Origin of the sequence: Staphylococcus sp. LKG3-1, from assembly GCF_048568385.1 — a bacterium.
Taxonomy (GTDB): Bacteria; Bacillota; Bacilli; order Staphylococcales; family Staphylococcaceae; genus Staphylococcus; species Staphylococcus saprophyticus.
Genome location: NZ_CP183796.1, coordinates 1,753,011 through 1,766,853 on the forward strand (window position 1 = coordinate 1,753,011; position 13,843 = coordinate 1,766,853).

General features: G+C 32.3%; 16 protein-coding genes. 6 read left to right on the forward strand and 10 right to left on the reverse strand.

Features of this window, described 5'->3' with window-relative positions; genetic code table 11:
- Nucleotides 1–170: 170 nt before the first annotated feature.
- The 3 genes from ACM595_RS08720 to ACM595_RS08730 all read right to left on the reverse strand — a co-directional run bounded on the left by ACM595_RS08720 (nt 171) and on the right by ACM595_RS08730 (nt 2,874).
- On the reverse strand, nt 171–521 hold the full coding sequence (locus ACM595_RS08720; protein ID WP_011302165.1) for a DUF4064 domain-containing protein: 351 nt from the start codon (nt 519–521) through the stop codon (nt 171–173).
- Nucleotides 522–547: 26 nt separating this feature from the next.
- Nucleotides 548–1,534 carry a DUF4352 domain-containing protein gene (locus ACM595_RS08725; protein WP_115338315.1) on the reverse strand — a complete coding sequence of 329 codons (987 nt, stop codon included), beginning with the start codon at nt 1,532–1,534 and terminating at the stop codon, nt 548–550.
- 452 nt (nt 1,535–1,986) lie between these two features.
- The gene (locus ACM595_RS08730; RefSeq protein ID WP_002482115.1) at nt 1,987–2,874 is read right to left on the reverse strand and encodes a LysR family transcriptional regulator; all 888 of its coding nucleotides are present in this window, start codon (nt 2,872–2,874) and stop codon (nt 1,987–1,989) included.
- Nucleotides 2,875–2,986: 112 nt separating this feature from the next.
- Between ACM595_RS08730 and ACM595_RS08735 the strand changes: the two genes are divergently transcribed.
- Nucleotides 2,987–4,177 carry an MFS transporter gene (locus ACM595_RS08735; protein ID WP_241092731.1) on the forward strand — a complete coding sequence of 397 codons (1,191 nt, stop codon included), beginning with the start codon at nt 2,987–2,989 and terminating at the stop codon, nt 4,175–4,177.
- A 298-nt stretch (nt 4,178–4,475) separates the two neighbouring features.
- Here the strand turns inward: ACM595_RS08735 and ACM595_RS08740 are convergent, their stop codons facing one another.
- Both ACM595_RS08740 and ACM595_RS08745 read right to left on the reverse strand, forming a co-directional pair.
- Entirely contained in the window at nt 4,476–5,450 is a 975-nt protein-coding gene (locus ACM595_RS08740) for a tRNA dihydrouridine synthase (protein WP_002482113.1), read from the reverse strand.
- 197 nt (nt 5,451–5,647) lie between these two features.
- Nucleotides 5,648–6,784, reverse strand: coding sequence for a YbfB/YjiJ family MFS transporter (locus ACM595_RS08745; protein ID WP_048787506.1), 1,137 nt, complete (start codon nt 6,782–6,784; stop codon nt 5,648–5,650).
- Nucleotides 6,785–7,003: 219 nt separating this feature from the next.
- Between ACM595_RS08745 and ACM595_RS08750 the strand changes: the two genes are divergently transcribed.
- The gene (locus ACM595_RS08750; protein WP_037537482.1) at nt 7,004–7,807 is read left to right on the forward strand and encodes a DUF3100 domain-containing protein; all 804 of its coding nucleotides are present in this window, start codon (nt 7,004–7,006) and stop codon (nt 7,805–7,807) included.
- 5 nt (nt 7,808–7,812) lie between these two features.
- Complete coding sequence (locus ACM595_RS08755) at nt 7,813–8,265, forward strand: hypothetical protein (RefSeq protein ID WP_037537480.1); 453 nt, start codon at nt 7,813–7,815, stop codon at nt 8,263–8,265.
- Between the two features lie 220 nt (nt 8,266–8,485).
- On the opposite strand, the gene ACM595_RS08760 is transcribed toward ACM595_RS08755, so the two are convergent.
- Nucleotides 8,486–8,833, reverse strand: coding sequence for a DoxX family protein (locus ACM595_RS08760; RefSeq protein WP_037537479.1), 348 nt, complete (start codon nt 8,831–8,833; stop codon nt 8,486–8,488).
- Nucleotides 8,834–8,853: 20 nt separating this feature from the next.
- Nucleotides 8,854–9,414, reverse strand: coding sequence for a TetR/AcrR family transcriptional regulator (locus ACM595_RS08765; RefSeq protein WP_041079894.1), 561 nt, complete (start codon nt 9,412–9,414; stop codon nt 8,854–8,856).
- 141 nt (nt 9,415–9,555) lie between these two features.
- Between ACM595_RS08765 and ACM595_RS08770 the strand changes: the two genes are divergently transcribed.
- Both ACM595_RS08770 and ACM595_RS08775 read left to right on the forward strand, forming a co-directional pair.
- Nucleotides 9,556–9,786, forward strand: a complete 231-nt coding sequence (locus ACM595_RS08770; protein ID WP_052463675.1) for a DsbA family protein — start codon at nt 9,556–9,558, stop codon at nt 9,784–9,786.
- A gap of 4 nt (nt 9,787–9,790) precedes the next feature.
- A complete protein-coding gene (locus ACM595_RS08775; protein WP_052463674.1) occupies nt 9,791–10,501 on the forward strand; it encodes a DsbA family oxidoreductase in 711 nt (236 codons plus the stop codon).
- An 86-nt stretch (nt 10,502–10,587) separates the two neighbouring features.
- Here ACM595_RS08775 and ACM595_RS08780 read toward each other — a convergent pair whose 3' ends face one another.
- The 3 genes from ACM595_RS08780 to ACM595_RS08790 all read right to left on the reverse strand — a co-directional run bounded on the left by ACM595_RS08780 (nt 10,588) and on the right by ACM595_RS08790 (nt 13,473).
- Entirely contained in the window at nt 10,588–10,665 is a 78-nt protein-coding gene (locus ACM595_RS08780) for an IS3 family transposase (protein ID WP_368863875.1), read from the reverse strand.
- Nucleotides 10,646–11,584, reverse strand: a complete 939-nt coding sequence (locus ACM595_RS08785; protein WP_126424423.1) for an Ig-like domain-containing protein — start codon at nt 11,582–11,584, stop codon at nt 10,646–10,648. The genes ACM595_RS08780 and ACM595_RS08785 overlap by 20 nt, the downstream gene beginning before the upstream one ends.
- A gap of 89 nt (nt 11,585–11,673) precedes the next feature.
- Nucleotides 11,674–13,473, reverse strand: a complete 1,800-nt coding sequence (locus ACM595_RS08790) for a DUF4012 domain-containing protein (RefSeq protein ID WP_256106300.1) — start codon at nt 13,471–13,473, stop codon at nt 11,674–11,676.
- Between the two features lie 113 nt (nt 13,474–13,586).
- On the opposite strand from ACM595_RS08790, the gene ACM595_RS08795 reads away from it, so the two are divergent.
- A complete protein-coding gene (locus ACM595_RS08795) occupies nt 13,587–13,829 on the forward strand; it encodes a hypothetical protein (protein WP_052463673.1) in 243 nt (80 codons plus the stop codon).
- The last annotated feature ends 14 nt before the right edge of the window (nt 13,830–13,843 follow it).

The window sequence follows — 13,843 nt, forward strand, 5'->3', positions numbered from 1 at the left end:
TTATTTATAATATGCCTTATTTAAAAATTAAAAACACCCTCAAATATGTACTAAATTCCTAAAATTAGGTTTTCATACCAATTTTCAGGTGCACATCATTGAGCGTGTTTCACTTTTATCATTACTAAAAACTATTTAAAGTATTGTCACTATTTTCGTTAAATACTAACTTATTTTCTAATTAAAGCTAAGATACCAGCAACTAAAATTAAAATTCCTGACAATATGCCAAAAAAGCTAATAAACACGATATTTAAAATGCCACCAACTAATAGCAACACTCCTATAAGTACTCTTTTTTTATTTATTATACAACTAAGCACTAGAGTTATAATACATGTTAAAATAACTGCTATGCCTAATCCTGTAATACTACCACTTTCAGTAGCTCCAAATTCTGCACCAATACCATCAAGCATAATAGCAAATAATCCACCTAAAATACCAAATATACTTCCTAAAATTCCTAAAATCATTTCTGCTACCCTGTTTGTTTGTCTAACCGTTTGATTTTGATTCATATTTATTTACCTCTTTCATTTTTAGTTTATGCTGCGTCATCTTCTGATGTATCTTCATCCGTTGTATCTTCTTCTTCGATTTTCTTCATTTCTTCTTCGTATTCTTTATCTATAGCTTCCATTTCCTCTTCATACTCTTTTTCATCTTGTTCCATTTCTTCTTCTAAAGCTTTGTCTTCTTGCTCCATTTCTTCTTCTAAAGCTTTATCTTCTTCATCCATTTTCTTATCATATAATGCGTCAACACGTGCTTCTAATTGATCATATTCGATTTCTAACACATCATCGTCTACATGATTCATTTTTTCACCATCAGTTAATGCGTTATATTCATCCACTAGTGCGTTATACATTTCTGCTGAATATCCTGTTTCTTCACTTTCAGTATCTTCTGAGTCTTCATCTGTTATTTTTGGTTCTTCGCTGTCTTCTGATTCAACATTAGTGTCTGTTTCCGCTTCATCATTCGACTCATTACTATTAGCTACAGATGCTTCCTTGATATCTGTTTTTTTAATTTCCCATTTAGCTTTTACATTATTGAATTTTGGCGTAGCATCCATCTCTAAAGTATAATTATCACTATCCGGCACATCATAAGTTATGTATCCAGAACCAGTGTTCCCTTTATTTAATTGATGAGAAAAGCCTGTATTCGTATCGTCATTACCAAACCATTCTTGATAATTTTCATTATTTACCTTCATGCTAAAGTCAGATGAATCCATAAGCACCTGATCTTCATTATTATTTTTAAATTTCAAATACACTTTAATAACTTTTCCGTTTTCTGGTGCACTATATTCGTCATAATCATTAACATATTCAATTTTAGTTAATTTCACTTGCACACCATCTGCATCAACAGCCTGTCCAATTTTAAACTTTTTCATTTTGCTAGTTGCTTTTGATTTATCTGAATCTTTATCCGCGCTTTTTGCTTCATCATTTTCAGTACCACAACCAGCTAATACAAACATAACCATTATTACAAAAAATAATAATCTTTTCATATTATCCCAATCCCCCAATTTTATTATTATTATTTATTTAATGTGTTTTACTCCATTTTAAAATTAATTATACACATACTCTATAATCTTATAAAATTTTTAATTAAAATCAATAGTTTTTAAAAGAAAAATTTTACCTTTTAAAATATTTTTGAATTGCGTATATAAAATGACTTAAAATAACAAAATAACCGTACAAAATTTATTTGTACGGTTATTTTGTGTAATTATTTTTGGAATTTTTAATACTAAACGAAAAAGTATGTATCTCATTCCTTTTCATCTTGATTGTGAAGCCACACCAACAAATACGCCTCACTATTCGTAATAATGAGGGAAGCGATGTATAAATGAATGCTTATTTTTATCACGCGTATTATAACACCACAGCAAGTAAGAAAGAAAAATGGAAGTTAACTCAAATATAGTTAATTATTTAAATGATTATGCCTCTATTTTTGTATCTTTGAAAAATATTCAATCAAACTTTCTTTAGTTTTATTTATTATTGGAACCTTGTTACTTTTATTTTTATAACACAATCCTATCGTTCTTTTCGCATCATGATTTTTTATTGGAATTTGTTTCAAATTAGGTAAGCGCACATCCCTCAAATGTGGCAATATAGATACGCCCAGTCCAGAACTGATAAATGTCGCTATTGTAATAACTTCGTCACCTTCAAAACTAATTTCCGGTGTAAATTGATATGCTTTTAATATTTCATCTACTTGTTGTCGTAATAATAAATTAGGCTTTAATAATATGAATTTTTCATTCACCAATGCTTCAATAGCAATTTCACTACAATGGCTTAACCTATGCTGTTCATGTAATGTCACATATAATTTTTCTACAATGAGCGGTTCAAAATGCGTATTCTGACTTGTTTCAGAAATAGTAGTAATAATCATATCCACTTCCCCGTCATCTAACATTGTAATTAAGCGTTTCGCATCATGTTGTATCAATTTCAATTGGATATTTGGATATGCTAAATTAAATGACTTTAAAAATTCTGATATATAGGTCACGCCCACTGAATGTAAAAAACCTATGACTAATTTCCCATTATATACATTAGTAGCATCAAGCACATTACTTTTATAGATATCCATTTCATTGATGATATTATTCGTCGTTTTTAAAAATGCGATACCGTACTTATTCAGTTTAATCGTTCTTCCAACCCTGTTAAAAAGTGGGATGCCTAGTTCCGCTTCTAAGTTCTTTATCGCCCTACTCAACGTTGATTGACTTACGTTTAACATTTTTGCACACTCTGACATATTTTCAGTTTGTGCTAATTGCTTAAAGTATTCAAAGTGATGCCATTCCATCTCAACAACCCCTTATGCATATTGTGCATTCATTAAATGAAAATAATGCATTTTTTATATTATTAATTACATGCTAACATAAATACATCAGATCATAAGCGGGGTTTTAACATTGGACGATTTAAAAAACAACTATGTCAAAAAAGGATCACAGGCTTATATAAAAATCATTGTTGCCCTGTTCATTTCAGGATTCACTATATTTTCAATTCTTTATAGTGTGCAGCCACTTATTCCACATTTTACAAATGCTTTTAATGTAAGCGAAACCGTTGCTAGTTTAGCGCTGTCTGCAGCAACAATCACCTTAGCGATTGCAATGCTGTTCTTCGGTGCACTATCAGAAGTTTTAGGTCGCAAACCGATTATGATATTTTCTGTTATGTCTGTGTCACTTTTAGCATTGGTGCAACCTTTTATTTTAGATTTTAATACTTTTCTAATCGTGCGCTTGATACAAGGTATCTGTTTAGCAGGGCTCCCTTCCATAGCAATGGCTTATATTGGCGAAGAAATTTCTTCACATAATTTACCTGAAGCTATGGGAATTTATATTAGCGGTAATGCTTTTGGTGGTGCTTTTGGGAGGATATTCACTGGTTTTATTTCTAGTATTTATGGTTATCAAACAGGTCTAATTTCAATAGGTATCATTAGTGTGATTGCTGCAATTCTTTTTACATTTCTATTACCTGCATCTAACCATTTCGAAAAACAACGCTTTTCTGTCAAAGCATTATTAGTGAGTTACAGTAAACATTTGAAGAATATTAGATTATTAAAACCATTTATGATAGGTTTTTTGCTTTTAGGTTGTAACATTGCAGCCTTTAACTATATCGGTTTTGTATTAGCGGATGAACCCTATCATTTACATGATAGTGTGATTAGCTTTGTTTATTTATTATTTTTAATCGGTATGATTTCATCTATACTTAATGCAAAATTAAGAGCACAACTTGGGACTTTAAATGCTTTGAAATTTAGTATATTGCTGCTCATTTTCGGTATTTGGATCACACTTCTACCGCCATTACCCTTTAAAATACTAGGTTTAGCATTTAGTGTTTATGCGTTTTTCAGTGGTCATGCAATTGCAAGTGCAGTTGTTACAAGTCGTGCCGAAGATCATAAAGCACAGGCATCTAGTTTATATTTACTTTTCTATTACATGGGGTCATCTGTCGGTGGTACTTTAGCAGGGATTTTTTATGGCGCTATTCAATGGCCTGGTGTTGTATTGATGATTACAGCATTTATGATCATTGCCTTTATCATCGCGCTTACTATAAAACAAAAATAAGAGAATAGAACAGAAATCAAATTTTCTAATAGAGATTTGTTAGTTACATCCCTGCAATGTTGGCTGGGATAAAGGGTTACCCTAATCTAAAGGTCATATATAAGAACGACGCGTTTCTCTAAAAATAGAAAATAGTCTCTTTAAATAAGTGAGACTTTATATTTTCAATTCTGTCACCTACTACCTAATTGCAAACAGAGTCCGAGACAACTATCTATACCTCAGACCCTCATTACTATAATAAAAAGCTAACTCAGAATCCTTATGATTTCAGAGCTAGCTTTTATTTTTGATATTTTTATTTGACTTGTTCCGTTTGTGCTTCAAATTCATCAAGTAATTTCCGAGCATCATCTGTCGTATTCGTACTCATCAATTGATGTCTTAATTCACTTGCACCTCGGATGCCTCGCACATATATTTTAAAGAACCTACGTAATGGCTTAAACTGACGTGGTTCATTTTCAGTATATTGATCGAACAAATCAAGATGTAATCTCAATAGTCCAAGTAACTCTTCACTCGTATGTTCTCTCGGCTCTTTTTCAAAGGCATATGGATTATGAAAAATCCCACGGCCAATCATTACGCCATCAATGCCATATTTTTCTGCAAGTTCAAGTCCTGTCTTTCTATCTGGAATATCTCCGTTAATTGTTAACAACGTGTCTGGTGCAATTTCATCACGAAGCTTTTTAATTTCACCAATCAATTCCCAGTGCGCATCTACCTTACTCATTTCTCTACGTGTACGTAGATGAATCGACAAATTTGCAATATCCTGTTCAAATACATGTCTCAACCAGTCTCGCCATTCATCAATTTCAGAATAACCAAGACGCGTTTTCACACTTACTGGTATACCGCCCGCTTTAGCTGCTTGAATAATTTCTGCAGCTATTTCAGGACGTTGAATTAAACCCGAACCTTTTCCTTTTGTCGCAACATTTGGCACAGGGCAACCCATATTCAAATCGATACCTTTAAACCCCATCTCTGCCATACCGATACTCATTTCTCTAAAATGATCTGGTTTATCTCCCCAAATGTGAGCAACAATAGGCTGTTCATCTTCGGTAAATGTTAAACGCCCACGCACGCTATGGACACCTTCAGGATGGCAATAACTTTCTGTATTCGTAAACTCAGTAAAAAATACATCTGGTCTGCCCGCTTCACTAACCACATGACGGAAGACCACATCAGTAACGTCTTCCATCGGCGCTAATACAAAAAATGGACGCGGTAATTCACGCCAAAAATTTTCTTTCATATATAATTAAACCTTCTTATCTATTATTATCTCGAATTTTTATTCATGACGATATTACCACAAAATGTCAACTTACACAAAAAGATGATAACCAATAAAAAAGACTACACACATATATCTTCAGAAGCCTTTTATAGATATAAATCATTCTTGCTTTGATATTATGATATGCTATACAAAAACACTTTGCACAAAAGTTAATCTGTTACTCTATAGCTATAAAAACTACTTAATAAGCCGATACACAGTATAACTGCTGCAAATATTAATGCTGCATTATAATTACCTGACTCGCCAATTAATACACCTGAAAAAGCAGGTGCAATCATTTGTCCTAAACTATATATGACAGTTAATGAAGCGACTAAATTAATTTTACTAGCACTTTCAAACATCAGCGTTTGTGCTTTAGACATGAATAATGTCGTCAAGCCAAGGAATGTTGCTCCAAAAAATAGCGAACTAATCACCAAACTCATCATACTTCCTGAAAATACTGGCAATACCACAGCAATAATTTGTAGGATAAACGCCAAATATATTGCTTTCGCATGCCCTAGCTTGTTAGCCATCATCGACCACAAAATCGTTGACGGAATTGCACCCAAACCTACAAACATCCAACTTAAAGCTGCATAATCGGCTAATTCGGGTATAGATTTAACGATGGCTACTAAGAAAGTACCCGTTATAATATATCCTGCACCTTCACAAAAATATGCTATTGAAAATCCCCAAATAAATTTTTTCTTTAACTTAACCGCTACATTATTTGTGTTATTTGATGAATTGGAATCTTCATTTTCAGTGATTGGATTTTCACGCATTCCAAATAATACAAAACTTCCCATAATTAATGAAAAAAGACTAAGTACAATCCAAGTCATCTTCCACGTGTCAGCACTAGTATAGATGAAAATAAATATACTACTTGTAAAAATTCCTAAACCTACACCACTGTACAATAAACCTGAAATACCATCTTTCTTAGCTACTCTTAACGCCTCAAGGGCTACATTTGATGCTAAGACAAAAACAGTACCACTTGTTATCCCAGAAATGAGGCGTAATATGGTCCAAACTGTAAAATCGTCCAATAACCCCATCATTAAGGTTGAAATGATATTTATAAATAAATAAATTTTCAAATCTGTAACTTTGTTAACTATAACTAACCACATAGGTATGATAGCACCTATTAAATAACCTAAATAGTTGATTGTTGCCAATAAACCAGCACTTTGATTATCCATATGACCTGTTTGTTGCATAAATGGCATTATAGGTGTGTATGCAAAACGTCCAATCGCCATCACTATAAATAAACAAACCATCCCTAATATGAGTTGTCGGTATGCGTGTTGCACTTTCACCACCACTTTCTAACTATAATGATTCCATTATACGCCTAAGCTTTCACTTTACATATATTAAATTCCAAAAATATATGAATCACTTCTACCCCCTTTTAATTTTCGAATAGTAAGTATACAATAGATGCTATTAATATTTAGAATTTTCTTTATATTCAGATTATTGTAGGGGTGATTGATTTGGAACAACAAAACAACTTATGGAAAGATTGGAGATTACATAGCATCGTTTTGGTCATAGTCATTATTTCCGAAGTCATCGGTGCACATAAAATACCTTTGGGCATGACATCAATCCTCTTATTACCCGTAGTGTATGCTGTACTATTAGGTTTAGCTGTTTATTTCACGCCATTGATTAAGCACAAACAAGCTAAAAATTCTGAACCTATGGTGTTCATTTCTGTAGCTTTACTTATAGCAAAATTTGGTGTAGAAGCCGGACCTGCTTTACCCAAAATTATTGCTGCTGGTCCAGCTTTGATACTTCAAGAAATTGGTAATTTAGGAACCATTGTATTTTCTTTACCTTTGGCGATTTTACTTGGACTTCGTCGTGAATCTATCGGTATGACCCACTCTATAGGGAGAGAACCTAATTTAGCATTAATCACTGAAAAATTCGGCATTGCCTCTCCTGAATGGCGAGGCGTTATGTCCATGTACATATTTGGTACTATTTTCGGCGCTATCTTTTTCAGTATATTTTCTGGCATCATCATTTCAATTCTACCTTTAAGTCCCATTGCTTATGCTATGGCAACAGGTGTGGGAAGTGGTGTAATGACTGCCGCCGCACTTGGTCCTCTGGTAGAAATGTATCCAGATCAGACAAGCACAATCACAGCTTTTTCTGGTGTAAGTAATTTACTCACGTCCGTGACTGGTTTATATGTCGGCATGTTGATTGCACTACCTTTAACTAGAAAATATTATAGTTTAATCATGAACATCAAAAATAAATTTACTAAGGAACAGGAGTGATTAGAATGTCATCAAAAGTGATGAATTGGATACTTACTTTATGTGTTGTCGGTATTATTTCTTTATTAAGTAACTGGATAGGCTATAGCATTATGCCATTAAACGCTTTACCAGGCATTCTTTCACTCATAGCCATCGCATTACTAGGATTAATACTCCGTGACATCGTGCCTTTTAATATCCCTAGTATTGCCTACATAGGCATTATTGGCTTGTTATTAACTATTCCAGGTGTACCAGGTGCAGCACATATAGTTGAATGGACTGAAAAAGTAGACTTATTATCACTCGCAACACCTGTCGTTGCTTATGCAGGTGTTTCAATTGGTAACTCTTGGGCAGATTTCGCAAAGTTAGGGTGGAAAACAGTTGTTGTGGGTATTGTCATTTTAATAAGTACATATATTGGTTCTGCCTTAGTTGCGGAAATCGTATTAAGAATACAAGGGATTGTATAAAATTTTCGTAGATATAGTTTGGCAATGATGAATAGATAGTTCAAAATAGCCTGAGACATAAATAGATGTCTCAGGCTATTTTCCAATTAGATTGATATGAATACTTAAATAACTAACACTAATACCATAAAATTGATATTTTAATTTTCCTATAAATCATCAACTGACTATTCAAAAAAGTTGCCTAAGACAATGCCTTATGTCCCAGGTGCCAAAGTTTTTAAACTATCAATAGATAAATCAATATAATCAAATTCAAAACAAATAATACGATGGCTGGCAGTGCTTTTTTAATAGAGTCTTTCCCAAGGAATACAAGTGAACCTGCACCTGCCAACATAGTTGAAGCTAATAAAATACTCGCAAATATAGCCAATGGTATATAAAAAATACCAACAAGCATTGCTATACCACCTATAAGTTCAAACAGCCCTGTAATTTTATTAAAAATTGGTGGATAACCTAATTTTGCAAATTCCTGTTTCATAGCACCAGATAATATTTTCAAGCCTGTCATTATAAAAAAGATACCTAAAATAATTTCCAATATGATAATAATAATCCCCATAACAAACACCTCATTTCATTTTATTTACGAGATACCAATCCAGAAATAATATAAGGTGTGACACTTTGAATATATGTCTCAGCTGGAACATCACTAAATCCATGACACCACTTTTCAGAAGCTCTATAAATACTTGCGCTTAACATACTCGCTGAAAGCTGACGAATACTATCATCTTCAAAAGGAACATCTGCTAATAATTTATACAACATTCTCTCGGTATGCTCTTGAATGATACTACCTATTGTTTCAGGATAACTCCTATGATATCTTCTATTTAATGATAATTGAAATTCTGCAATAGCTTTAAAAATACTGGCAATTGTTTCTTCATTCAACTTATTATCTTTAAAATCTTCATAATTTAAGTTAATCAAAAGTTCTTCAGCTAAAACTTTGTCCAATAGATCATAAATATCACTAAAGTGATAATAAAATGTTGCTCTATTAATTAATGCTTCTTGCGCAATGTCTTTTACCGTTATATTTTTAAAATCTTTTTCATCTGAAAGCTTTATGAATGCTTGCATAATAGATTTTCTAGTTTTAATAACTCGTAAGTCTGATTTTGATTCTACCATTCGGCTCCCTCATTTTCCTCCAACATTCGTGTCCGTATATTGAATATCCAACATAATACACATTTTGTTGGTACTTATGATATACATTTATCACTATTATAAAGCTATATACTTTTTAATTAAACTTTGGAGGTTAGGAACATGAAACAAAATATGGTATGCGATATCTATTCTGGCATTTGTACATCTAGTGATGACAACACAATAGAAACTATTGATTTTAATTTCGATACACCTAAGCTAACTTTATACTATGTAACAGATCCAATGTGCTCACATTGTTGGGCATTTGAACCTATATTAAATAAATTATTAGTACAGTACAGTACGGTCATTTATTTAATTTTCAAATGGTCATGGGTGGATTACTAGAAGCATGGGGAGACGGACCATAGACCCCGCTAACGGTATTTATAAACCTGCAGATGTTACACCACATTGGCAAGAAGTCGGTCAATACTCACGTATGCCGATTGATGGTACAATTATGGAAACAGATCCCATTCAATCTTCATTTCCAGCATCTCGTATATACAAAGCCATTCAGCAGTTAGATTCTCCTTCAAAAGCAATAGAATATATCCGTCTTGTTAGGGAATCTGTATTTGTTTTCAATAAAAACATTTCAAATCAAACCGTATTAAAAGATATTGTTCATACTTTATATAAGGATAATCATGATATGGATATAAAACATATTTTCGATTTAGCTAATAGTCAGAAAGGCCACAGACTACTAACAGAAGACTTCAATTTAGTGCGTCAATTAGGTGTTCGCGGATTCCCGATGATTGTTATTATAAATAATGACAACAAAGGAACCAAAATTGTTGGTTCTAGAGCATTAAATGTTTATATCGAAACATTAAAAACACTTGATACTACAACAAAAATGATGACAAAACCACTACCAAACCTAGAATTGTATTTAAAAGAACAACATAGATTATTTTCCAAAGAAATAGAAACAATGTACGATATTAAGGAAGATGAAGTTCCCCAATTTGTCAAAGAGCATATAGATCCTTCACGCTTTAGTGCCAAATCTATACTCGGAGAAAACTATTTCGAAAGTACTTCTACATAAAACATAAAAAAAGAGCTTGGGACATAAATTGAATTGCACCCCGTCAAGTAGACAAATAAATAATTAAATTATCGGTTAATCTCGGTTTATACGAGATTAGCCATTTTTAATGTAATTCTTTCATTATTAAAGAATGTTATATACTCATTGATAACTTGAAACACTTGTTCTATTAGATATATTACCTGCTTTATCTGTAATATTGATAATAAGAATTTCATTACCTAATAACTTAATTTCACTTGGTATGCCTATAGAAAAATCACCTTGTTCATCTGCTTTTCCAGTAATAATTTGTTTATTAGGGAATTGAATTGTCACGCTTGCATGAGGCTCTGTTTTACCTATAATTTGAATATCGTTATTTGTGACATTATCAACTTTTGGTGCTTCTGGCACCGTTTCATCAGCGACATCTTTCGTTGTTTTTGGTGATTCGTTGCCGGCTTTATCTGTCGCTTTGGCGCTAACTTCTCCTCCATTGTTTAGCGCTCCTGTTGGAATATCTACAACGTAGCGACCTTGATTATCGGTAGTCGTTGTCACTTTTTGGCCGTCCGGGAACGTAATTTCAACTGTTGAATTTGGTTCAGATTCTCCTGTAATTTGGGTATCATTACTTGTGAAATCTTTCATTGTTGGCGCTAATGGCGACGTCACATCTTCAACTATGACAGAATTCGAAACATTACTATTAATGCCATTTTTTTCTGCTATTGCTGTTAAAATAGTTCCTGCTTTTAATGGTTTTTTTAAATTAATAATACTTGTAGTTTGTCCATTATTTAATATCGTCTGACCAACAATAACATTATTTTCATCTTTAATAATGATTGTTGAGCCCTCAACACCATTAATTTCAATTTCCTTACTTTGATCATTCACAGGATTTATGCTAGGTTTAAGTATTTCTTTTATATCTATAACTTTGAAAGTGTTAACTTCATCATTAGTATAATTTGGAGATTCGATAGCTATTGTATAAGTCCCTGGTTTTAATTTCGGAACTTGCATACTGAATGTACCATCCTCATTTAAAGTATCTATACTTATTAATGAGCCGTTTTCATCTAGTATTTTCACTTTTTGTTGAGGCGCTAAAAAATCTAAATTTACTTTACCAATTACTGTAGTATCTTCTGTAGTTATATCATCGGCTATAGGTTTTCCTACTAATGGAGAAGCCCATAACGTAATACTTTGTCACCATCATTTTTACGGTCACCATCCGTATCTTGATTAAAGGGATCCGTGTGTGATTTATGAAATTCAAAGTTATCTGTCAAACCGTCTATATCTAAATCTTGAATATAATAAGTAGATGATCCGAATGTATTTTTAATCATCCCACCATTCTTATCTGTCAGATACCCATAGAATGCAAAGTCTTCTTTTACTTTTGTAGTATTGCTAATTAAATTACCATTTTCGTCATATTCAGCATTTCTTGTTAATGTATTATTTGGACTTTGATTATATTTGATAACCAATCTAATGCCCACTGTTTCCGGTAATGCGTTATGAAACACAATTAAATCATTTAAATTACTACTTGTAATTGACCCTCTACCATCTTTATCTATTGCCAAATCAGCGACTTTATTTTTAGGGTAATAGGTTTTATCGAAACCACTCACTCCATAAAAGTCATAACTATGTAATTCAATTGAACCAATATATGGAACAAGTTTCGAATCAATTTGGTAGTGATATCTCCATTGTTTATTTAATCCTGAATCTATTAGAGGGCCACCATAATTAAAAGTTCCATTTTTTAATATTTGTTGGTCTACCGTAATACCACCAAATTCACCAATATCGGAATCAAATTGGATAGCACCACTACTTCCTTTAAATGCACTATTCGCGGCATCAGAGTTTGATGAGACAATACTATTAATTAAAGTTTCAGATGGCGTTAGGAAATAGCCGCTAGTTTCAGAAGTTTTAATCTTTTTGTTTTCTTGTGAATCTTTTACATATATTAAGTAATTTAACTTATCACTATGGTCTTCCATTTTTTCTAATATGTTCCGTACGGTATCGTCCAATTCTATTTTTCCGTTTTCAGCTGTGTACTGACTCAATATTTCCGCTCCACCAAAAAGGCCACCACTAGCTCTAATAAAGTTAACTTGCCAAATATTTGTTGCCTTACCCTCTTTATTTGCCAGTCTTACTAATTCCACTAATGAACTACGACCGGTTGGGTTTACAGTTATTTTCTTAACATGGTTTGCAATAATGGGATCTAATTGTAAATTAATCTTATAAACATCTCCTGAATTTGCTCCTGTTAAATAACTATGTATTTGGAAAGGTATTGTTTTACTGTCTAACACTTCCTTCGTAGTTAATGGTTCTGGCTGAAAAATTAACGTTTGAAATGTATAGTTGTCAGAATAATCCAATGCTTCCAATGAACTATCTTCTGTCATTTCTCTTACACTTTTTGTTACTACAGGGTGATACAAATCATGTTTAGCAAGTAGCTTTCTTAATTTTATAATATCTTTATCAGTTAATTTTTTATAAGCTCTTGATGTTCCAATTATATTTTTATTAGGAGTTTCACTTTTATTTACTGTTTTTATATTTTCAAAATCAGTCGTTGCTCGTTTCACAGTTACTTTGGTTTTAATGTGATTATTGGTTTGAGATTGGTTATTTAGATTCTCTTTCGTTCTTGTTTGAATGGCATCTTCCTGAACCGCATCATTCCCCATTTTTTTATCGTTTATAGTTCCATTAAAATGACCAACATCTTCCGTTTTTATCTCTGTAAACTTTCGATTATTATTTTCATTTGGCTTAAGTTTTTCATCTTGTTGTTTATCTTGTTTTTCATCCTTTAAAACTGCTTCATCGAATTTTTTGTCTTCTACATTATTTCTAATAATATTATTTTCACTAATTTGTATTTTTGATATTTCACTATTTTTTTCAACGTGATTATTATCTTTATTTACCACAGAGATATCGTTCTCATTATTATCCTTATTTTCATTAATAAGGTATTATTGAAATTGTAAAAAATCAAAACTTATTAGGTAAACGTTATTTACTATCTGGAAATACCTATTCTATGGAAGCATTAGCGCAAATTTTATCAGAAGTTGCAAATTCAAATATATCCTATGACCCAGTGACACTTGAAAAATTTGGAAAAATGTATGATGAACCTAAAGGATTCGGTCCTTTACTTGCCTCCATGTATAAAGCCGGAGAAATGAGATTACTAGATCAAAGTAGCAACGATTTTGAAAAACTTACTGGAGGAAAACCAGATACATTTGAAACTTATTTGCATAAGCATTATAAAAATTAAATTCAGCTACAATC

Coding starts and splice junctions, on each gene's coding strand:
- ACM595_RS08760 (WP_037537479.1), bottom strand. CDS start 8,833: ATGGGGATTATTATTATCATATTGGAAATTATTTTAGGTATCTTTTTT.
- ACM595_RS08795 (WP_052463673.1), top strand. CDS start 13,587: ATGGAAGCATTAGCGCAAATTTTATCAGAAGTTGCAAATTCAAATATA.
- ACM595_RS08755 (WP_037537480.1), top strand. CDS start 7,813: ATGTCATCAAAAGTGATGAATTGGATACTTACTTTATGTGTTGTCGGT.
- ACM595_RS08770 (WP_052463675.1), top strand. CDS start 9,556: ATGAAACAAAATATGGTATGCGATATCTATTCTGGCATTTGTACATCT.
- ACM595_RS08745 (WP_048787506.1), bottom strand. CDS start 6,784: ATGGTTTGTTTATTTATAGTGATGGCGATTGGACGTTTTGCATACACA.
- ACM595_RS08740 (WP_002482113.1), bottom strand. CDS start 5,450: ATGAAAGAAAATTTTTGGCGTGAATTACCGCGTCCATTTTTTGTATTA.
- ACM595_RS08775 (WP_052463674.1), top strand. CDS start 9,791: ATGGGGAGACGGACCATAGACCCCGCTAACGGTATTTATAAACCTGCA.
- ACM595_RS08765 (WP_041079894.1), bottom strand. CDS start 9,414: ATGGTAGAATCAAAATCAGACTTACGAGTTATTAAAACTAGAAAATCT.
- ACM595_RS08730 (WP_002482115.1), bottom strand. CDS start 2,874: ATGGAATGGCATCACTTTGAATACTTTAAGCAATTAGCACAAACTGAA.
- ACM595_RS08720 (WP_011302165.1), bottom strand. CDS start 521: ATGAATCAAAATCAAACGGTTAGACAAACAAACAGGGTAGCAGAAATG.
- ACM595_RS08725 (WP_115338315.1), bottom strand. CDS start 1,534: ATGAAAAGATTATTATTTTTTGTAATAATGGTTATGTTTGTATTAGCT.